This window comes from Halomonas koreensis (genome assembly GCF_031451675.1).
In the GTDB taxonomy this organism is placed as follows: domain Bacteria; phylum Pseudomonadota; class Gammaproteobacteria; order Pseudomonadales; family Halomonadaceae; genus Halomonas; species Halomonas koreensis.
Genome location: NZ_JARWAK010000006.1, coordinates 62889 through 84213 on the forward strand (window position 1 = coordinate 62889; position 21325 = coordinate 84213).

Sequence of the window (21325 nt, forward strand, 5' to 3'; positions counted from 1 at the left end):
GCATGACCCGGACGCCCCAAGACACCGCCTCGATCCTGATCATCGACGATCATCCCCTGCTGCGCCGAGGGGTCACCCAGCTGCTGGAGCTGGAGGACGACCTCGTGCTGGCCGGCGAGACGGGCACCCCCGAGGAAGGCCTGCGCCTGGCCGGGGAGCTGGACCCGGATCTGATCCTGCTCGACCTCAACATGCCCGAGATGGACGGCATCGAGACCCTCACGCGGCTGCGCGCCGACGGCTTCGCCGGGCGCATCGTGATGTTCACCGTCTCCGACCACGAGGAGGACGTGGTGGCCGCCCTGCGCGCCGGCGCCGACGGCTACCTGCTCAAGGACATGGACCCGGACGACATGGTCCACCAGCTGCGCCAGGCGGCGCTGGGCCGGATGGTGATCAGCGACAGCCTCACCGCCCTGCTCGCCGAGGCGCTGCGCAACCAGCGCAGCCAGCCGGCGACCCCGGATATCCACAGCCTGACCCAGCGCGAGCGGGAGATCCTCCGCGAGCTCGCCGCGGGGCTGTCCAACAAGCTGATCGCCCGCAAGCTGGACATCACCGAGGGCACCGTGAAGGTCCACGTCAAGCACCTGCTCAAGAAGCTCAACCTGCGCTCCCGGGTGGAGGCGGCGGTATGGGCCGTGCAGGAGGGTGTGGACAAGTAGCGCCCGGCGGCGCCGGTTCTGTGTGGATACCTCCAATGCCCTCGGCGCCCCGCCGAGGGGCCGCCCTCGCCGGGGCCGCCTCTTCCAAGTCCTTGATATGCCGGGCGCCCGCCCCCTACCCCCGCCTACCCCCCTGGTGGTATCCCGCTGTTTTTGCGGCACTTTCGCCCCGTTTCCCGGCGCCGCCACGCGGCGTATCTTTCGCGACAAAGCCCCATGACGGGGCCCCGTCGAGAGACCACCAAGGGGGACACACCATGAGCCGAGAGAGTGCCGATTCCGCCCGCTGGGAAGGCGAGCCGCAGCGCCCGCCGGGCCGGGCCAGCGCCGATATCGACCACTGGGACGTCGAGGATCCGACGTTCTGGGAACGCACCGGTCGCCGCATCGCCAACCGCAACCTGTGGATCTCCATCCCCAGCCTGCTGATGGGCTTCGCCGTCTGGCTGATGTGGGGCATGATCACCACCCAGATGACCAATCTGGGCTTTCCCTTCACGGTGGACCAGCTGTTCACCCTGACCGCCATCGCCGGGCTGTCCGGCGCCACCCTGCGCATCCCGGCGTCCTTCATGATCCGCATCGCCGGCGGGCGCAACACCATCTTCCTGACCACCGCCCTGCTGATGCTGCCGGCGCTCGGCACCGGCCTGGCGCTGATGAACCCGGGCACGCCCTTCTGGGTCTTCCAGGCGCTGGCGCTGCTCTCGGGGATCGGCGGCGGCAACTTCGCCAACTCGATGAGCAACATCTCGACCTTCTACCCGAAGAAGCAGCAGGGCTATGCCCTGGGCATGAACGCCGGCCTCGGCAACTTCGGCGTCACCACCATGCAGATCCTGATCCCGCTGGTGATGACCGTCGGCATCTTCGGCGCCCTGGGCGGCGAGCCGATGGAGCTGCAGAAGGCCAGCGGCACCCTGATCGGCCGCATCGAGGCCGGCACCGACACCTGGATCCAGAACGCCGGCCTGATCTGGCTGGTGTTCCTGATCCCGCTGGCCGTCGCCGGCTGGTTCGGCATGAACAACATCCGCGCCATCACGCCCAACCCCGGCTCGCCCCTGCAGGCCTTCGGCAAGATCCTCGGCCTCTACGGCGTGGGCCTGATCACCGCGGTGATCGGCGTGGCGGCCCTGGGCTGGCTGAACATGTGGCTCGCCCTGCCGCTGACCATCGCCCTGACCCTGGGGCTGCTGCGGCTGATTCCCGGCGACATCAAGCCGAACATCCAGAAGCAGTTCGCGATCTTCTCCAACAAGCACACCTGGGCGATGACGGTGCTCTACATCGCCACCTTCGGCTCCTTCATCGGCTTCTCCGCCGCCCTGCCGCTGTCGATCACCGTGATCTTCGGCAACATGATGGAGGTGGCCGCCGACGGCAGCGTCACGCGCGTCGCCAACCCCGACGCGCCCAGCGCCCTGACCTGGGCCTGGATGGGCCCCTTCGTCGGCGCCCTGATCCGCCCGGTGGGCGGCTGGATCTCCGACAAGGTGGGCGGCGCCATCGTCACCCAGGCCATCTCGGTGGTGATGGTCCTGGCCTCCGCCGCGGTGGGCTACGTGATGATGCTGGCCTACAACGCCACCGACCCCAACCAGTACTTCTGGATGTTCCTGGTGCTGTTCATCGTGCTGTTCGCCGCCAGCGGCATCGGCAACGGTTCCACCTTCCGCAGCATCGGCTTCATCTTCGACCTGCAGCAGAAGGGCCCGGTGCTCGGCTGGACCTCCGCGGTGGCCGCCTACGGCGCCTTCATCGCCCCGCGGGTGATGGGCGAGCAGATCAAGGCCGGCACCCCGGAGATGGCCATGTACGGCTTCGCGGCCTTCTACGCCCTGTGCCTGGTGGTCAACTGGTGGTTCTACCTGCGCGGCAACGCCTACGTGAAGAACCCCTGAACCGGCCCATCCCGACCTCGCCATCCGCGACCGGGCCCCGAGCGGGCCCGGTCGCTTTCGTTCCGGCTCCGGCCAGGCGCCGAAGGAGGCAGGCCGCGCCTACCTCCAAGGAGATAGGCCCCGGGAATCAAGGGGTAACGGCCAGCGAGGCTTGATGCAGGTCAATATCGGCGTCGCCAGGCCTGCCAGGCTGGAAGGCAACCACTCAGGCATCGCCGAAGGAGGCACGACATGAAACACCTTGAGGGAGTGACCCGGCCACAGCAGTACCGGGCGCTGACGCTCAGTACCCTGGCGTTCACCACCTGTTTCGCGGTGTGGACGATCTTTTCCATCATCGGCATCAAGATCAAGCAGGACCTGGGCCTCAACGAGACCCAGTTCGGCATCCTGGTCGCCACGCCGATCCTCACCGGCTCGATCAGCCGCATCTTCCTGGGCATCTGGACCGAGCAGTTCGGCGGCCACCGGGTGTTCAGCGTGCTGATGCTGGTCACCGCGGCCTGTGTCTTCCTGCTGTCCTTCGTCGAGTCCTACGCGATGTTCCTGGTCGCCGCCCTCGGGGTGGGCCTGGCCGGGGGCTCCTTCATCGTCGGCATCGCCTACACCTCCTACTGGTTCGAGAAGGAGAAGCAGGGCACCGCGCTGGGCATCTTCGGCGCCGGCAACGCCGGCGCGGCGGTGACCAACTTCGCCGCGCCCTTCCTGCTGCTGGCCCTGGGCTGGGAGCAGACCGCCGTGGTCTACGCCATCGTGCTGGCGGTGGTGGGCGTGGGCTTCTGGGTGTTCGCCTCCGAGGATCCGCTGACCCGGGCACGCCGCGGCGAGGGCACCAAGGCCACCTCCGCCAAGGCCCAGCTGGAGCCGCTCAAGCACCTGCAGGTATGGCGCTTCGCCCTCTACTACTTCTTCGTCTTCGGCGCCTTCGTCGCCCTGGCCTCCTACCTGCCGCGTTACTACGTGGGCGCCTATGACGTCAGCATCGCCGTGGCCGGCTCCCTGGCCGCCCTCTACACCCTGCCGGCCAGCGTCTTCCGCGCGCTCGGCGGCTGGATGTCCGACCGCTATGGCGCCCGGGCGATCATGTACCTGACCTTCATCGCCTCGCTGGTCTGCCTGTTCCTGCTCGCCTATCCCGAGACCCACTACGTGGTGGAGGGCAAGGAGGGCCAGATCGCCTTCTCCCTGGCCATGCCGCTGTGGGGCGTGGTGGTGCTGACCGTGCTGCTGGGCTTCTTCATGTCCCTGGGCAAGGCCGCGGTCTACAAGCACATCCCGGTCTACTATCCGGAGAACGTCGGCTCGGTGGGCGGCCTGGTCGGCATGATCGGCGGCCTGGGCGGCTTCTTCCTGCCGATCGTCTTCGGCGCGGTGCTCGACCTCACCGGCGTCTGGACCAGCTCCTACATGGTGCTGTTCGTGCTGGTGGCCGTGTCGCTGATGTGGATGCACGGCGCCATCCGCCGCATGGAGCGCCGCCGGGTGCCGGAGCTGGGCGAGGAACGCTATCGCTACCTCCCCGAGATCCAGGACGTCGGCCGCGCCGCCGAGCGGGCCCCGCAGGCCGATCGCCGGGCCCCCGGCCGGGAGGCCGAGGCCTGATCCCGAGCACAGGCCCTGCACCGCGGATGCCGCCTTCGGGCGGCATTCGCGTTTCCGGTCGACGACTTGATCCACGACAGGGCAAGGGCTCCGCACCCGATCTATAGTGGCATATTAAATACACCTTTATATCAGGAGGTGCATCATGGCCTCGACGCCCGCGACCGCCGATCCTCAGGCTCCCCTGCACAAGGCGCCCGGCCGGGGAGCGGCCATCATCGTCTACGGCCTCTTCCTGGGCAGCGTCATGGGCGTGGTCACCGCGCCGATCGGCGCGGCCATCGCGCACCGGCGCCGCGGCCGGGTAACCGGCTGGGTCGACAGTCACCTGCGCTTCCAGATCCGCACCTTCTGGCTGGGCCTCGCCTTCGGCCTGCTGGGCCTGGGCGGCTGGCAGCTGCTGGGCGTCGCCGGCCTGCCGCCGTCGTTCTCCTGGACCTACGGCTATCTGCTGTTCACCGTCGGCCTGATCTGGATGGTGGGACGCTGCGGAGTCGGCCTGCACCGGCTGCTCGCCAATCGGCCCATCGCCCGCCCCGCGAGCCTGGCCTTCGGCGGCGCCGCCATCACCCTGGAGGATTGAGCGTGTCGAACGACCGCGCCCTGCCGAATCCCGGCTGGGGCCCGCTCGCCGCCCTGCCCGGCAACCCCTTGATGTGGGTGCTGATCCTCAGCGAACTGCTGGTGTTCGCCGCCTTCTTCGCGCTCTATGCCTGGCAGCGCGCCGCCGACCCGGCGCTCTTCGACGCCGCCCAGCGCCAGCTCGACCCGCTGACGGGCGGGCTCAACACCCTGGTGCTGCTGACCAGCGGGCTCGCCGCCGCCCTGGCCGTGGAGGCCATCGCCGCCGGCCGGCGACGCCGGGCCCGCCGCTGGCTGGGCGCCGCCCTGGGGCTCGGCGCGGTGTTCTGCGCGGTCAAGGGGGTGGAATATGCCGACAAGCTGGGGGCCGGCCTGACGCCGGAGACCAACCTGTTCTTCGGCTTCTACTACGGCCTGACCGCCTTCCACTTCGCCCATGTGCTGTTCGGGATGGCGCTGCTGGCCCTGGTCACCTGGCGGCTGTCCACGGCCAACGTGGAGACCGCCGCGGCCTTCTGGCACCTGGTGGACCTGATCTGGGTCCTGCTCTATCCGCTGCTCTACCTGTTGCGCTGAACCGACGAGTTGACCATGACGACACTGCCCGGTCCCCGCCGCCTGCTCATCACCTGGGCCAGCCTGATGGCCCTGACGCTGATCTCCATGGCCTCGGCCCGCCTGGACCCGGCGGCCCGGGCCCAGGCCCTGCCGCTGTGGTCCGCGGGCCTGGTGCTGCTGGCCGGCGGCTTCAAGGCCCATCGGGTGCTGATGGTCTACCTCAACCTGCGCGCCGCCGGCTCCGCCTGGCGGGGCGCCTTCGTCGGCCTGCTGGCCCTGACCCTGACGCTGATCGCCGGCGGTTACCTCGCCGCGCGCTGGCTGGGCTGAAGCTGCCCAAGACCGGCCTAACGGCGGCACGGCGCGAGGCGGATGATCTCGCCGGCCAGGCCCGCCTTTTGGGACAGGTCGGCGAAGAAGGTCCGGATGCGTGGCATGGCCATTATCGCGCGGCGGCCTCCGGGAGACCCTCTGAATCGTCCCGATGCAGCCCTTCCTCGACTTCCAGGTCATAGAGCCGGGTAGTGGGGCCACCCGAGCGGCAGCGCTCCCGCACCCGTTTGTCCCACTGGTTCTTCTCGGCGCGGCGACGGGCCACGGCGGTGGTCCAATCTTGGACCAAGGCAGCAGGATAGAAGCCAACTTGGGAGAGCATAAGCAAGTAGCTACCAAGCTTGGTAGCTATGCCAAGTTCCATTTCTTTCTCACAGGCTTGCCAACTCCCTCGAAGATCGGCCTTTTTCCCCCAGCGGTTTTTCAGTACCGCCTCCCGGTTGGAAATCGTCAGCGGCTCGCCATGTTCATCGAACCAGGGACCTTTTTCCATATAACAGCGCAGGTATTCCCAGAGCATGGCCTGGACCTCCGGGGTCTTGCCCATGGGCAGCGAGAGCTGCAGGGCGATCACCTCGTCCGGCCGCCGGAAACGCTGCAGCAGCACCTGAAGGGAGGTCATGCGGGTGGCGCCGGTGTGCTGGGTCACCTGACGGGTCTGCTGCATCCAGGCCACCGCCTCGTCCCAGGGCACATGGTAGAGCTTGCGGCGGTCCTGGAAGTAGATCTCGCGGGTGCGGCGGTTGAAGCGCACCGGCATGGGAAAGGGCAGCAGCACCTCGATCAGGAAGCTGATAAAGGCGATGCCGAATAGCGCCCCGAAGAAGATCAAGTAGTTATCGACTTGATCTGGCTGTCCCAGCAGGGGGGACACCAGCAACGCCATGTAGAAGAAAATCATCACCATGGTCCCGGTGAGTCCGCCCTTGCTGAAATCGGCGCCGGTGGCCAGGTCCAGGTAGACCGCGTTCTGCTCCTGGACGTCGCCGAGCTGATAAGGCTTGGCGGCGGCGCGGCGGCGTGGCGAGAGCCGGATGACCTCGTCGGCCAGGCCCGCCTTTTGCGACAGGTCGGCGAAGAAGCTCTGGATGCGCTGCATGGCCATTATCGCGCGGCGACCTCCGGGAGAGCGCCTGAATCGTCCCGATGAAGTCCTTCCCCGACCTCCAGGTCGTAGAGCCGGGTGGTGGGGCCGTCCGGGCGGCAGCGCTCGCGCACTCGCTTGTCCCACTGGTTCTTCTCGGCGCGGCGCCGGGCCACGGCGGTGGTCACGTCCTGGACGAGCATCGAGGGATAGAACAGCAGCTCCCAAACGATCCAGAAAATAGAAGTGCCGATAGTATCGTACCCATCGGCTCGACACTCCTTTAAGTGCTTCCACGTGCGCTTTAGATCGGCCTTTTTCCCCCAGCGGTTTTTCAGGACCTCCTCCCGGTTGGAAATCGTCAGCGGCTCGCCGTGTTCATCGAACCAGGGGCCTTTTTCCATATAGCAGCGCAGGTATTCCCAGAGCATGGCCTGGATCTCCGGGGTCTTGCCCATGGGCAGCGAGAGTTGCAGGGCGATCACCTCCTCTGGCTGCCGGAAGCGCTGCAGCAGCACCTGAAGGGAGGTCATGCGGGTGGCGCCGGTGTACTGGGTCACCTGACGGGTCTGCTGCATCCAGGCCACCGCCTCGTCCCAGGGCACATGGTAGAGCTTGCGACGGTCCTGGAAGTAGATCTCGCGGGTGCGGCGGTTGAAGCGCACCGGCATGGGAAAGGGCAGCAGCACCTCGATCAGGAAGGTGATAAAGGCGATGCCGAAAAGGATGCCAAAGGCAATAAAGAAATTATCGACCTGCCCTTCTTGGCGCAATGCTGGTGAGCCGATGAGCGCCATGTAGAAGAAAATCATCACCATGGTCCCGGTGAGCCCGCCCTTGCTGAAATCGGCGCCGGTGGCCAGGTCCAGGTAGACCGCGTTCTGCTCCTGGACGTCACCGAGCTGGTAAGGCTTGTCGGCGGCGCGGCGGCGCGGCGAGAGCCGGATGACCTCATCGGCCAGGCCCGCCTTTTGGGAAAGATCGGCGAAGAAGGTCTGGATGCGTGGCATGGCCATTATCGCACGGAGGCCTCCGGGAGAGCGTCTGAATCGTCCCGATGAAGTCCTTCCCCGACCTCCAAGTCGTAGAGCCGGGTGGTGGGGCCGTCCGGGCGGCAGCGCTCGCGCACTCGCTTGTCCCACTGGTTCTTCTCGGCGCGGCGCCGGGCCACGGCGGTGGTCACGTCCTGGACGAGCATCGAGGGGTACATCAGGACGTTCCAAGTCATGAAGAAGACCACGAAGCCTTTGGTATCGTAACCTTTTTCCAAGCCCTCTTTGCATCCCGCCCAGGCTTCCCGCAGGTTGGCCTTCTTGCCCCAGCGGTGTTTTAGAATCTCGTGACGATTGGAAGTGGCCAGTGCCTCGCCCTGCTCATCGAACCAGGGGCCTTTTTCCATATAGCAGCGCAGGTATTCCCAGAGCATGGCCTGGATCTCCGGGGTCTTGCCCATGGGTAGCGAGAGCTGCAGGGCGATCACCTCCTCCGGCCGCCGGAAGCGCTGCAGCAGCACTTGCAGGAAGGTCATGCGAGTGGCGCCGGTGTACTGAGTGACCTGACGGGTCTGCTGCATCCAGGCCACCGCCTCGTCCCAAGGCACATGGTAGAGCTTGCGACGATCCTGGAAGTAGATCTCGCGGGTGCGGCGGTTGAAGCGCACCGGCATGGGAAAGGGCAGCAGCACCTCGATCAGGAAGGTGATAAAGGCGATGCCGAATAATATGCCGAAGAAGATCAGATAGTTATCGACTTGATCTGGCCGCCCCAGCAGGGGGGACACCAGCAACGCCATGTAGAAAAAGCCCATCACCATGGTCCCGGTGAGTCCGCCCTTGCTGAAATCGGCGCCGGTGGCCAGGTCCAGGTAGACCGCGTTCTGCTCCTGGACGTCGCCGAGCTGATAAGGCTTGGCGGCGGCGCGGCGGCGCGGCGAGAGCCGGATGATCTCATCGGCCAGGCCCGCCTTTTGGGACAGGTCGGCGAAGAAGCTCTGGATGCGTTGCATGGGGCCTCGGCATTCAGTCGATGGAAAGCTCGATGGGCGACAGCGTCAGCCCGGGACGGGGACGATAGTACAGGGTGCCGCTCAGGCCTTGCAGCGTCGCGCCCTCGGCCTCCTCATGGAAGATGCGACGATAGACGGGGCGATCGCCAGACCGGCCGCCGATATCCAGCGCCAGGTCCTGCTCGGTGAGCACTACCTCACGGGTCTCGCCGCCGAACCAGCCGGCGCTCCAGGTCGCCTTGGCTTGCCAGGTGAACATGCCGGGAAACGGCGGCGCGGCGCCGGGGAACTCCACCAGCAGCCAAACGGACCGATAGCGGGTGCCGAGCCGGTGGTTCCACTCGTCGCGACGCTCCAGGCGCACCCGGGGCGCGTAGAGCAGGCGAAACAGGCGGTCGAGCTCCTGCTCAAGGTCGCCCGCCCAGGCGGCGGGATGGCGGCCGAAGCGGGTATTGCGCAGCCAGTCCTGCAGCGGCGTCTCGTGGGTGAAGTGCAGGCTGATGGCGCCGCCGATGACCAGGATCACCAGGCCGAGCATCATGCCCGGGGTGCCGGCCCGGCTGGCAAGGGCCGCGGCCTCGGCCGCCTGCTTCGCCGCCAGAGCGACCCGGGCCCGGCGGTAGAGCCAGAAGGCGCGCGCCGCCAGGGCGGCCTGGCCGGTGCTGGCGGCGCTCATGCCCGCGAGCACGGCGGTGGAGTCGGCGTCTCCCTTGTGCCAGCGATCGAGGGCCTGGCGGCCGAAATAGATGGCATCGAAGCTAGTGGCCAGCCCTAGCGAGAAATTGGTCGCTTGCCCGGCGATCAGGAAAGCCCCATAACGACTCTTCCAGGCAGCGGACATGCCTTGTGTGGCATGAATGCGTTCCGCATTAAGCTCCAATACCTGCTGGGTAATCGCCCCCCCCACGGCGGCGGTGCCAAAAAAGCTAGAACCTAGCGGTAAACCTGTCTCGATAGATAGGTCTTTCTCCAATACATCAGTGACGGCATCTTTTAGCATCCAGCCATTCAGCACCAGCAATAGGCTCTTGAGCTTTGCGTCCTCGAGAGTATCGACGAAGGGATTGCCCCGCGGCGGGGCGGTGGCGTCGTTGGCGGCCAGGCGCAGGGTGGTGATGCGCTTGCCCTCCAGCTCGGGCAGCAGGTCCGGGCGCAGTCGGGCGAGCGAGGCCGGGGCACCAACGGCCCGGACGGCGGGCTCGTTGAGCCAGTCGATCACCTGCTTGGCCGCGACTGGCTCGGCGGCCAACCGCTGGCCGCTGCGGGCCAGGGCGGCGGCGAAGTAGCCCGCCACCAGGGTCTGGTGGGCCGACATGGCGCCCTGCTGCTTGAGCAGCGGGCCCACCACCGGCCCGATGGCGATGAACAGCCCCTCACGCAGGGCGGCGGTGCCCTGACCGAGGCCCGTGGCGAGCTGGTTGAGGTTGGCGGTCCAACCCTGCCAGTCGTTTTCCGCGGCCAGGTCGCCGGCGGTCAGCAGCCGCGCCACATCGGAGAGCGACAGCGAGCGGGGTTGGCTGAGCAGCACAGCCCAGAGGGAGTGCCCGGCCTCCTCGACCTGGGGACCACGCTGCGGATCCATCAGGCGCTCGACCAGCTCGGCCCCGGCCTGGCTCTGGGTGGGCCCGAGCAGGCCGGCGGTCCAGAGGGTCTCCATGGCGTCATGATGCTCCGGCTCGGCGGGGTCGAAGTGCACCTGGGCCGCGGCCAGGCTGGCGACCTCTCCCTGCGTCCAGAGCGTCTCCATCCAGGCCTGCCAGTCCGTCACGATCCCACTGAGCCTCGCTTCCAGCTCGGCGATCTCGGCATCGTAGCGCCGGGCGGCTTCCTCGATGCGTGGCTGATCGGCCAGGTGAGGCAGCTCGGCCCAGAATTCCCGGTTCTGCCTGGCCAGCGCCAGGATATAGCGGGCCAGGGTGCGTTCCTCGCCCTCCTCGGCGAACCAGGCCTCGCGGCGGGCATAGCCCCGGCGCACGAGATGAGCGAGATCGATGACCACGCCCCAGGGATCGTCGACCACGGCCACGGCCTGAACCTCGGCCTGGGTCAGGGTCGGCATCAGGGTCTCCCAGCGCGGGAGGTCGAAGTCCGGCTCGCTGCTCCAGGCGAAGGTCGTGTCGGGAGCGCCCGCCAGTTCCGGCACCTGGGTCGCCCATGCCAGGGGCCCGCTGGCCGGCCCCTGCCCCGGCGTGATGGCCCGCATCAGCGCATGGCGCCGGTCCGCCCTGGCCGCAAGATCGGCATAATGCGCCTCGCTCCAGCGAACGGGTGACCAGGCCAGCAACACGGTCTCACCCGCCGGCAGGAAGAGGTTGGGGCCGCCGCCCGGCATCACCACCGGCCCGCCCCGGGAGGTCTCCTCGAGCCTGCCTCCCTCCACTGCGTATTCCACCAGACACTGCTGGGCTTCCAGCCATGCATAGCACCAGCCGTCCCGCAGCGGTCGCGCCACATAGCGCAGGGGGCGGGCTTCCGATGTCGCGTTATCACTCAGGCAGGTGCCTTCGAGGGGCGGCAGAGAGAGGCCATCGAGGAAGTCGCTGGTCAATGCCTCATGGCCGACGGCATAGCGCACCGGGATGAGAGCGGCGAGCAAGGGACACTGGGCGGCGCTCATGCGACCTCCTCTTTATCGGACGGCGCGGCGAGGGCCGCGAGTCGGCGCTCGCTGAGGACGAAGGGCGGTGAGTCGGGATGCTGTCGTTCCCAGGGACTGAACGCTCCCGCGCCGGGCAGTTGAACGCTGACCGTGTGCTGCCAGAAGCCGGGCGGCATGGCCTCCCGCTGGAGCGCCCGGGCGATGACGCGGGCATCGGCGAAGCGCAGCCAGACCTCTCGCTCGTGGGGAGCGCGCATGAACAGGCGTGCCTGCCAGTGACGCACCGCCTCGTCGGGTGGCAGATCGCTGCTCCATCGCCAGGCATGGCGACATGGCGGCTGCTGGTCTTGCCACTGACGGTCGACGGAGCTATCCGGCTCGATAACGGCCAGCAATGGCCCCGAGGCAGCCAGGGCGGCATAGGGCGTCGCGTGGAGCAACGGCCAGACCTCGAGTGCCATCTCCGGCGCATAGAGGGCCTTCATGGCCTCGGGATTGAGGCTGCCATCGATCATCAGGTAGTGATAGGCCGTCATTCGCTCGCTCCCTGGTCGCTTGCCGCCTGACAGACCTCGCAGACGCCCTCGCCGAGCTGTGCCGCCTCATGCAGCACATACTGCTGCTTGAGCAACGCCGCGGGCGGCGTGAACGTTACGTCCTGGCTCGTTTCCGGCTCGGCATGCCCCGGCCGCAGCGGCGCCTGGGCGCCCTGTCCGGTGCCGCTACCCGGGCTGCCGCCGGCGTTGACCTTGACGCTGGGGCCGACGATGGTGATGCCGCCGCCGTCGACCTTGAGGAAGCTGCCGCCGGCTTTGAGTGCCAGCTCGCTGCCGGCTTCCAATACCACCTTCTGGCCGGCCTTGATGTGCAGCTCGCGGCCGCTCTCGGTGAGCCAGGCCTGGCCGGCGCTGAGGTGCAGGCTGCCGTCGATGGTCAGGTGCTGGGCGCCATCGCTCTTCTCTCGCCGCTCGCCGTGGACGCTGTGATGGTCGTCGCGGTCGATCTCGGCGATGCGGTCGCGCTTGACCTTGAGATCACTGTCGCGGCGAATCTCCTCGGTGCGGTCGTTCTCGGTCAGCAGCTCCAGGTCCTTCTGGGCATGGACCCAGATCTGCTCCTGGTCGCGCTGGTCCTCGAAGTGCAGCTCGTTGAAGCCCTCCGCCCATTACACCTCGGCTTACGCCATGACAGCCGCTCGCTGTTCCCGATACGCTGTCAACTCGATCTTCCCGAGCTGCGGTGTGAGCCGACACTGCTGCTGCTCCCATGGATAGTCCGTCTGCGCCTTGAGCAAGGCGGCCCCCTCTCCCTCCTTCCAGGCCTCGATATCGAGATCACGCCAGTAGCGTGGATCACGCCCCGTCTGGCGATCATGCTCCGCGGTCACGGGGTCACGGTCCCGGAAGGGCTCAAGCCGAGGCACATCAGGCAGGGGCTGGGAGACATCCATATAGCGCTGCAGCATATCCCACTGGGCGTGGACCTCCTGCTTGTGCGTCACCGTCTGGCTGAACGAGGTGTGGTGGAACTCCTTCCCCGTGTAGCGGTGCACCAGCATCAGCTTGTAGAACACCCCGCCGCGCTGGACCACGCGCTCGATATAGCCATCGAACTCGATAAAAGGGGCGACAATGGGCTGCTTGCCCCTGCCCCGGGAAAAACGTACCAAGCCGGTTTGACGATTGAATTCGCTACACCGATCCTCGGTGTAGCGGTCGAGGCGTCTCTCGAAAAAGGCCTGGAAAGGTTTAAGTAGCCAAGCAATACATTTCATAATCCATTGTGTAGCGGGGTGGGCCACAAACCCTATAGATGGCACGCCTATCAAAACGACAAGAATCCCAAGAAAAAAACCTATCCCCGGGTCATTTTCGAAAAGCTCCGACAAGCTCATCCCTAAAAAATAATTATTGCGAAAAGTGATATAAAAACAAAAACAGGAATCGCCATTAAAAGAGAGGAAACTCCACCCTGGCTCTTCAGAAACCGAATCCGCTGGTGATTCCACCACCAATCCTGGGATTGATAGAAATTTGGATCCTGTGTCTCCTGATACTGCACCAGTTCGGCATCTTCACAGAGCTGTTGGTAGGGATCGATACCCGCGTAATCACCAAACGACAGCAGGTCTTCTCCCGTAAGCTCACGAGCTTTGGGGGAAGCAGGCAGCGGCGGGATGGCTTCGGCGCGATAGGCGCCAGAGGCCAAAGTAGGAGCTGAAACCGTTATACCGCCCCCTCAGCAAGCTGCACTCGATACTCCGACATCTCGATTTTCCCGAGCCTGGGCGTCAGTCGGCACTGCTGCTTTTGCCAGGGGTAATCCATCTGCGCCTTGAGCAATTCGGCACCTTCGTTGTCTTTCCAAGCCTCGATATCGAGATCGCGCCAATAACGCGGATCACGCCCCGTCTTACGGTCATGCTCCGCGGTCACGGGATCGCGAGCCCGGAAGGGCTCCAGGCGCGGCACATCGGGCAGGGGCTGGGAGACATCCAGGTAACGCTGCAGCATATCCCACTGGGCGTGGACTTCCTGCTTGTGCGTCACCGTCTGGCTGAACGAGGTATGGTGGAACTCCTTCCCCGTGTAGCGGTGCACCAGCATCAGCTTGTAGAACACCCCGCCGCGCTGGACCACGCGCTCGACATAGCCATCGAACTCGATAAAGGGGGCAACGAGAGGTGGCTTGCCCTTTCCTTGAGCGATGCTGACACGGCCACTTTGGCGATTGAACTCGCTGCATCGATCTTCGGCATACCGGCCGAACCAGCGATTCAAAAAGTCGTGCAATGGCTTGAAAATCCACACGATAAAATTCATGACACTTTGAGTTGAGTAGACGGCAATCACCATGGCAGCCAAGGAACCAAAAAGTGCCATTAAAACCGTTACAGCAGCGCCAAGCGCTTCCCTGCCAAAAAGCAGAGAAGGAACATTAATTGTTAAATATAAAACAACTCCCAGCAAAGTCATAAGCCAGATAACAGGTACGCCCATGAGCAGAATGGATAGCCCTACCTGACTCTTCAGAAAGCGAATCCGCTGATGGTCCCACCACCAATCCTGGGATTGATAGAAATTTGGATCCTGTGCCTCCTGATACTGCACCAGTTCGGCATCTTCACAGAGCTGTTGGTGGGGATCGATACCGGCATAGTCACCGAACGGCAGCAGGTCTTCCCCCATCCGCTCACGAGGTTTGGGAGGCTCGGGCAGTGGCGAGATGGCCCCGGCGCGATAGGCGCCAGAGGCCAAAGTAGAAGCTGAAACCGTTATACCGCCCCCTCAGCAAGCTGCTCTCGATACTCCGACATCTCGATTTGCCCGAGCCTGGGCGTCAGTCGGCACTGCTGCTTTTGCCAGGGGTAGTCCATCTGGGCCTTGAGCAAGGCGGCCCCCTCTCCCTCCTTCCAGGCCTCGATATCGAGATCGCGCCAATAGCGCGGATCACGCCCCGTCTTGCGGTCGTGTTCCGCTGTCACGGGGTCACGGTCGCGGAAGGGCTCCAGGCGCGGCACGTCGGGCAGTGGCTGAGAGACATCCATGTAACGCTGCAACATGTCCCACTGGGCGTGCACCTCCTGCTTGTGCGTCACCGTCTGGCTGAACGAGGTATGGTGGAACTCCTTCCCCGTGTAGCGGTGCACCAGCATCAGCTTGTAGAACACCCCGCCGCGCTGGACCACGCGCTCGACATAGCCATCGAACTCGACAAAGGGCGCGACAAGAGGTGGCTTTCCCTTTCCTTGAGCCATGCTGACAAACCCGGTTTGACGATTGAACTCGCTGCAGCGGTCCTCGGTGTAGCGATCAAAGCGGTGTTCGACATAGCCTCGCAAGGGTTTTAGTAGCCAAGCGATACCACTCATGAGCCACTGGGTGGAGGATGGCCCAACAAGACAGATGGAAAATAAGCCAACGGCAAGTGTTGCCAGCGATGAGAATGCTGCAAGGTACTCATTTTCAAAATAAAGTGCGACTTTAATCCCAGTAATAAGCACCAAGAGAAGCAAGATGGAGAACCATATAAATGGGACAGCCATTAGCAGTATAGACAAGCTGGCTTGACTTTTTAGGAAACGAATGCGTTGGTGATCCCACCACCAATCACGGGATTTATAGAACTCCGAATCCTCTTTTTCCTGATACTGCACCAATTCGGCATCGTCACAGAGCTGCTGGTAGGGATCGATATCGGCATAGTTGCCGAACGGCAGCAGGTCTTCCCCTATCCGTTCGCGGGCCTTGGGTGGTGCGGGCAGCGGCGGGATGGCCTCGGCGCGGTAGGCATCCGTCTCATAGGACGCTGTGTGTGAGCTCATAGCCGTACCTCCACCTCGGTGATCGACCAGTAGGGAGTCGTCTCATTCCCCATGAAAAGTGATGCCATCATGTCCAGGATCGGGCTTTTATGGCCTGTTTCGACTTCGGGCGGCTGACCGTGATCACCGGCTTGATAAGCTTCATATTTCTCCAGAGAGGGAGTCGGTAATACCATCGAGCCCAGTTCGGTATCGATATGGGCCTGCACGGCCACTCTGAGTGCACCATTACGCATCTTGCTACCAAAGATATCGGAACTGTGCGAGGGCATCACCTCGCGACGCGCCAGGAAGCGAACTGCACTCCGTTCGGGCAACACCTGGCGCTTCTCGACTCGGCGCAATTCCCGCACCTTGTCGACGAACAGCGAGCTCGTGGAGCTATAGCCGGCACTGGTAGTCGTCAAGCTGTATTCCAGTTCCTGAACCTGAAGATGCAGCGAGTCCCCGATACGAAAGCGGCTGATCAACGGTGTGGTCACCGTTACCACATAGTCCTGAGGCGAGACATCTCCGAAAGATCCAGCGTCGGCATTACTCAGTGCGGAAAGCTCTTCTCGAGGCATCTCGGCCACGCTCTGTACCTGTACCTGGATGGGGCAAAATTGTGTCAGTAACTGAGGGTAGTAAGCCTGATCGTCAACGCCCACGACGTCTTGATCAGGATAGGTGCCAAGCGGCCCCTGCTTGAGCAGTCGCTCTAGAGGATTGTCTCGAGCATAACTGGCATAGCTACCGCCCCCCAGGGCCATCCCCAGCCCAAGTAGTACCCAGCCCCAGCCGGGCACCATCAACAAACCGGCCATCAAAGGCGAAGCCAAGAAGAGAGCACCACCTGCCATGGCGATGCCATGCCCCCAGGCGGCATCGCTATCGCCTTGAGAAAGGCTGTTGCGAAGCTCCCAGACGCTGATACCTACAGTTATCAACCCAGCACCAAAATTGACTAGACCTATTGTCCTGGCGATGGTGCCAGCGCCAATTCGAGTCAGCCTACCGCCGATCAGCGGCCAGCGTTTCATATCGAACCAAGCTCTCTGAACAAATCTCCCTGTAGTCGATAGGCTTCCTGGATAAAGCACAGTATGCAACTTCATACTTGCTGCACTTAAATCCAAAAGGCAGCCAGTCATCTTGGTAACTTGCAACGCGATAGACCCATCATCACGCAAAGCTCGTATTAAGCTTGATGTTTCAGAGAGTAAGTTGTAAACCGCTAGCCCCACCAACGCCCCGGACATCGCCGGTCCATCGACCACAGTCCTGGCGCCTTCAGCCATCCGCAGGCGGAGGGCACTGAACTTGAGCGCCTCAGGATGGCCTGCCGGCAGCACAAACACCAGGGTATGTCCCGCCGCCTTGCGAATGGCTCCTTCCAACTCATCGGCCATACGAGAAGGGCTGGTGGAGGCCATCAGCCGGCCTCCCGCTCCACGCTGATCGGCATACAGATAGTGCTGGTTGCGGGTCATGGCACTGCTGTGGCGATCGGAGGGAGTAAGCCCCCAGCGCAGATTCTCGCCGTGCACCCCCACGATGCTATAATGCGTGTGATCCACGGCACCGCGAGGCATGATCTGAAGCTCACCGTCCAGACGACGATTGATCAGATTGGCATGTGCCCCGATGGCCGTGAACACACGCTGAAACCTGATGGCCTCGACATCCTCCACCAGCGCCTGGGCGGCTTTCAGCACCGCCTGGCTCCACTTGTCCAGCACATTGTTGAGCAACCCGCTCACCTTGCCGGCATGGACGACGGAAACATGGGCAAAGGGAGAAACCGACGCCTCTTCTTCCCCTGGCGACTGCGCGATGATACCCAATGACTGCAGGCCAAGACCCTCAACCTGCTTGTCATCTATCTCGCTATCATCATTGGCCAACATCTCGAGAAAATCGGGGCGGAAGCTACCGCTGCCATCGTTATCAGTTTCTTCTTCAGAGTCTTCCTGCGATGTTCCCGGCTCGCTCCACAGGGCCAGCATTGATTCGTCTGTCAATAATCTCTCGAGCAGACTCGGAATCCTACCCGCTATGTCTCGATCTCCCTGGTCACGCAGGATACCCGGCAATTGCTGCAGGACGCCCAGCAGATCCCCACAAAGGGCATAGTTTTCACAAACCCCAAGCCCCTCGTGGCTGGTGAAGTCACACAGTATCGTGGCTATTCGACTCTCTTGGACCAGCGCTTCGATAGCGTCGATTCGCTGACCGACCATGGTTATTGTCCGGTCGCGCTCGACCTGATCCAGCACCTCGTCCAGTTTAGCTTGGTCGACGGCCTCTCGATATTTCTCAATCTCACTGGCTTGTTCATTCGGGCGTTCATGGAAGAGTGCCTGACGAACTAGCTTGGCCGAGTGGCCCAGCGGCTTATCCTGCAGGATACTGTCCAGGCCATCCAGGTAGTGCATGGCCAGGTGGAGCTGAACCAAGGCGTGGCGCAACTGGAACAGGGGGTCGGGCAAGGCCAACGCCACGATACCGGGTGATGAGCGCAAATCCTCGAGCAGGTCCTCATCGGCGGCAGCATCAAGCGTGAGGCTCTCTGCACGCTGGGTTTCACCGGCTTGCTCCCACAATGCCTTCAGACGCTGGCAGAGATCATCTTCGTTCGGCGTGGTGTAATCTGGCGTGAAATTTGCTGGATCGGTGAGCATCAACTCGATGCCGAGATCGCGCTGACGCATCGCTGGAACTGACTCGACACGTTGAGCGGAAGACCCGTTGGCAAAGGTCAAAGCCGGCATCAGGGCGGCGGGATAGGCCTGGTCGACGGGTACGGTGCGTTTCGCCAAGGCTCCTTCATGCCGCTCGAGCCATTCGATCCGCGGCCAGCTCCAGGCGATCTCGCTATAGGCAATACGTACCTCGTTCAGGGTCGCCTGGCCCTGCAGCAGAACTGGCACCAGTATGTCGGTGAGCCACTGCCCCTCACTCTCACGATCGTTGGGAACACTGCCGTTTTCGGCCTCACGACGATACCGAGCGACATCGATGTCGCTCAGCTGCCCCATGACATCGACTTCGAGCTCTCGCCACAGCTTGCCGCGCAGGAACACGTAGAGATATCCAGGCCGCAGCATGGCGACTGACTTGCTCGTGTAGGTCGTGACGCCCTCATGGGTGGAGGGAACTTCCCCGCTCAGCTCTGCCAAAGGGCGCACACGCAGCAGCGTATTATCCTGGTGGCTGTCTTTTTCTTGAGTGGTTCTGGCCCCTTCCAGCAAGGGGATGAGGATCTCGCCTCCCTGACGCTTGGGAATCGTCAGCACCAGGGAGCCGTCCTCATCATCCCGGTATTCGGTGCGGCGTCGGGTGCCGAGGTCGATCTCTTGGTCCTCGAGCGGTTTCAATTCTTCGCTCATGTCGGCTCTCCTTCGCCATGCGAGCGGCCCTTGTGCAGTCGTACCTGCCCGGCGGGTTGGCCTCCGCCAATGACATCGACGATCAGCTCCTTCGGGCCCAGTTCCTCGAAGGGTACCAAGTCGCTTTCCTCGGTGGGCGTCTGGCTAGGTGCCATGATGCGATCGTGTCCGACCTCAGTGGCTTCTCCCGGCAACAGCGGCGCCTGGGCGCCCTGCCCGGTGCCGCTACCCGGGCTGCCGCCGGCGTTGACCTTGACGCTGGGGCCGACGATGGTGATGCCGCCGCCGTCGACCTTGAGGAAGCTACCGCCGGCCGCCAGGGTCAGTTCGCTGCCGGCCTCCAGCACCACCTTCTGGCCGGCCTTGATATGCAGCTCGCGGCCGCTCTCGGTGAGCCAGGCCTGGCCGGCGCTGAGGTGCAGGCTGCCGTCGATGGTCAGGTGCTGGGCGCCGTCGCTCTTCTCGCGCCGCTCGCCGTGCACGCTGTGGTGGTCGTCGCGGTCGAGCTCGGCGATGCGATCGCGCTTGACCTTCAGGTGGCTGTCGCGGCGGATCTCCTCGGTGCGGTCGTTCTCGGTCAGCAGCTCCAGGTCCTTCTGGGCATGGACCCAGATCTGCTCCTGGTCGCGCTGGTCCTCGAAGCGCAGCTCGTTGAAGCCCTCGCCCTGGTGGGTCTGGGTGCGCAGCACGGTGCGCGTCTTGTGCTCCGGCAGCGGGTACGGCGGGGTGTTGACGGCGTGGTAGGTGCGCCCGGTGATCAGCGGCTGGTCCGGGTCGCCCTCCAGGAAGGACACGATCACCTCGTGGCCGATGCGCGGGATCGCCATCATGCCGTAGCCGCCCCCGGCCCAGCCCTGGCTGACGCGAATCCAGGCGCTGGCGCTCTCTACAGCGGCTTCGCCGCTCGCCCCGGCGGTGTTGGCTCCGGCATAGCGGTCCCAGGGGAACTGGCAGCGCACCCGGCCGTGGGCGTCGCAGTGGATCTCCTCGCCCTCGGGGCCGACCACGAAGGCCACCTGGGGGCCGTCGACCCGCGGCTTGGGTTGGGGCACCGGGCGCCAGGCGGCGTCGTCCGGGGTCAGCACCAATTCGTTGTGGTAGCGGGTCATGGCTTCCGAGCCTGCCCGCCCCTGCAGGCCATCGCGATCCCCGGCGGTCACGCCCACGGCGTCTTCCTCCAGCGCCTGGGGCTGCTCGCCCTTATGGACCAGATTGACGACCTGCCAGCCGCGGTTGAACGCGTCGACGTCGTGGTCGGCCAGGGTGAAGCGCGTGCCCGGGGCGAGCTCCGGCAGGTCGCTCTCGCCGGCCAGGGTCAGGGCGTCGCTTCTCAGGTGCTCCAGGCGGTGACGGGTGAAGGCCTGGCCCGAGGCGTCGGCCTTGTAGCGGCCCGGGTAGTCGTAGTGCTCGTAGTCCGCCCGCTGGCTGTGCTGCTCCAGCCCCTGGCCTTGATGATCGTGGAGCTGAGCGTACGCCGGCTGCTTGAACGAATAGTCCTTGAGCTGGGCGCGGGCCGGGCGCACCCGGGCGGTCTGGGTCAGCCGGCGCAGGTGACGCTGGGGCGCGCTGCCGCCGGCACGGTGGTGATAGGTCCGCTCGCCGAGGGCGGCGAGCACCTGGGGATCGTCGGCGAACACCAGCCGGTGGGCGCCGAGGTCGGCGTCCTCGAACTCATGGAAGTAGAACAGCCCCTCCTCGGCGGCCAGGCGCTCGAGAAATTCGAGATCGGTCTCGCGGTACTGCACGCAGTACTCGCGCTCCTCCGGCTCGCGGGTCACCGCGAAGGCCACATCACGCAGGCCGCGCTCCTCGCACAGGGTGTTGAGGATCGTCAGCGGCGAGACGCGCTGGAAGATGCGCGAGTTCTGGCGCAGCGAGAGCCGCCACAGCGCCGGGCGGATCACCGCCTCGTAGTGGCTGCGGCGATGGCCGCGGTCGCCGCGGCCGAACTCGGCGACGATGCCGTGGACCCGGCGCTGGGCCACACCATCCTGCCAGACGGTGAGGCTCGCCGGGCGGTCGAGCAGCGCCTCCGGCGCGAGGTCGCCGGCGCGGCTGGCGAAGCGCACCCGCAGGTGGAAGGGTGCCGACAGCGCCTCCTTATGGGTGAAGTCGATCACCGCCAGCTCGGCCTCGCCGGCCCCGGCGAGGCTCAGGGTGAACTGCAGTCCATTGGCCTGGGTCATGGCATCCCTCCTGGAGGCCGTGTCCGTTCCTGGTCCCGCCGGCGCGGAGCGGCCAACGGCAGGGGGTAGGTTACGCGAGCGCGTCGCCGAGACAAGGCGTCGGCGGCATGCG

At 64.6% G+C, this 21325-nt stretch carries 17 protein-coding genes and 1 pseudogene; 6 read left to right on the top strand and 12 right to left on the bottom strand.

The annotated features are described in order from the left end of the window. Positions 1-2 precede the first annotated feature (2 nt). The 6 genes from narL (at position 3) to QC818_RS08555 (ending at position 5641) form a co-directional block, all read left to right on the top strand. Positions 3-665, top strand: a complete 663-nt coding sequence (narL, locus tag QC818_RS08530; RefSeq protein ID WP_309652423.1) for a two-component system response regulator NarL — start codon at positions 3-5, stop codon at positions 663-665. 257 nt (positions 666-922) lie between these two features. Further along, positions 923-2569 carry an MFS transporter gene (locus tag QC818_RS08535; protein ID WP_309652424.1) on the top strand — a complete coding sequence of 549 codons (1647 nt, stop codon included), beginning with the start codon at positions 923-925 and terminating at the stop codon, positions 2567-2569. 231 nt (positions 2570-2800) lie between these two features. Then, on the top strand, positions 2801-4171 hold the full coding sequence (locus QC818_RS08540; RefSeq protein WP_309652425.1) for an MFS transporter: 1371 nt from the start codon (positions 2801-2803) through the stop codon (positions 4169-4171). 145 nt (positions 4172-4316) lie between these two features. Next, positions 4317-4754 (top strand): DUF4870 family protein, encoded by a 438-nt coding sequence (locus QC818_RS08545; protein ID WP_309652426.1) that lies wholly within the window; start codon positions 4317-4319, stop codon positions 4752-4754. A gap of 2 nt (positions 4755-4756) precedes the next feature. Further along, on the top strand, positions 4757-5329 hold the full coding sequence (locus QC818_RS08550) for a cytochrome c oxidase subunit 3 (protein WP_309652427.1): 573 nt from the start codon (positions 4757-4759) through the stop codon (positions 5327-5329). Between the two features lie 15 nt (positions 5330-5344). Continuing rightward, complete coding sequence (locus tag QC818_RS08555) at positions 5345-5641, top strand: cytochrome C oxidase subunit IV family protein (RefSeq protein ID WP_309652428.1); 297 nt, start codon at positions 5345-5347, stop codon at positions 5639-5641. A gap of 112 nt (positions 5642-5753) precedes the next feature. On the opposite strand, the gene QC818_RS08560 is transcribed toward QC818_RS08555, so the two are convergent. From QC818_RS08560 to QC818_RS08610, 12 genes and pseudogenes are all read right to left on the bottom strand, one after another. Continuing rightward, on the bottom strand, positions 5754-6743 hold the full coding sequence (locus QC818_RS08560; RefSeq protein WP_309652429.1) for a DUF6708 domain-containing protein: 990 nt from the start codon (positions 6741-6743) through the stop codon (positions 5754-5756). A 5-nt stretch (positions 6744-6748) separates the two neighbouring features. Continuing rightward, positions 6749-7738 carry a DUF6708 domain-containing protein gene (locus tag QC818_RS08565; protein WP_309652430.1) on the bottom strand — a complete coding sequence of 330 codons (990 nt, stop codon included), beginning with the start codon at positions 7736-7738 and terminating at the stop codon, positions 6749-6751. Positions 7739-7743: 5 nt separating this feature from the next. Beyond that, positions 7744-8733: a DUF6708 domain-containing protein gene (locus QC818_RS08570; protein ID WP_309652431.1), complete on the bottom strand. Its 990-nt coding sequence runs from the start codon at positions 8731-8733 to the stop codon at positions 7744-7746. 13 nt (positions 8734-8746) lie between these two features. Continuing rightward, entirely contained in the window at positions 8747-11350 is a 2604-nt protein-coding gene (locus tag QC818_RS08575) for a toxin VasX (protein WP_309652432.1), read from the bottom strand. Next, positions 11347-11868 (bottom strand): DUF4123 domain-containing protein, encoded by a 522-nt coding sequence (locus QC818_RS08580; protein ID WP_309652433.1) that lies wholly within the window; start codon positions 11866-11868, stop codon positions 11347-11349. The genes QC818_RS08575 and QC818_RS08580 overlap by 4 nt, the downstream gene beginning before the upstream one ends. Further along, positions 11865-12173 (bottom strand): hypothetical protein, encoded by a 309-nt coding sequence (locus QC818_RS18385; RefSeq protein WP_374710070.1) that lies wholly within the window; start codon positions 12171-12173, stop codon positions 11865-11867. Before QC818_RS18385 ends, QC818_RS08580 begins: the two co-directional genes overlap by 4 nt. A 93-nt stretch (positions 12174-12266) precedes the next feature. Further along, positions 12267-12476: pseudogene (locus QC818_RS18390) on the bottom strand (bacteriophage T4 gp5 trimerisation domain-containing protein); the annotation flags it as partial. Positions 12477-13228: 752 nt separating this feature from the next. Next, positions 13229-13540: a hypothetical protein gene (locus tag QC818_RS08590; protein ID WP_309652434.1), complete on the bottom strand. Its 312-nt coding sequence runs from the start codon at positions 13538-13540 to the stop codon at positions 13229-13231. A gap of 17 nt (positions 13541-13557) precedes the next feature. Beyond that, the gene (locus tag QC818_RS08595) at positions 13558-14520 is read right to left on the bottom strand and encodes a hypothetical protein (RefSeq protein ID WP_309652435.1); all 963 of its coding nucleotides are present in this window, start codon (positions 14518-14520) and stop codon (positions 13558-13560) included. Between the two features lie 86 nt (positions 14521-14606). Then, entirely contained in the window at positions 14607-15656 is a 1050-nt protein-coding gene (locus tag QC818_RS08600; RefSeq protein WP_309652436.1) for a hypothetical protein, read from the bottom strand. Continuing rightward, positions 15653-19027, bottom strand: a complete 3375-nt coding sequence (locus tag QC818_RS08605; RefSeq protein WP_309652437.1) for a toxin VasX — start codon at positions 19025-19027, stop codon at positions 15653-15655. The genes QC818_RS08600 and QC818_RS08605 overlap by 4 nt, the downstream gene beginning before the upstream one ends. Next, positions 19024-21213: a type VI secretion system Vgr family protein gene (locus QC818_RS08610; RefSeq protein WP_309652438.1), complete on the bottom strand. Its 2190-nt coding sequence runs from the start codon at positions 21211-21213 to the stop codon at positions 19024-19026. Before QC818_RS08610 ends, QC818_RS08605 begins: the two co-directional genes overlap by 4 nt. Positions 21214-21325 lie beyond the last annotated feature (112 nt).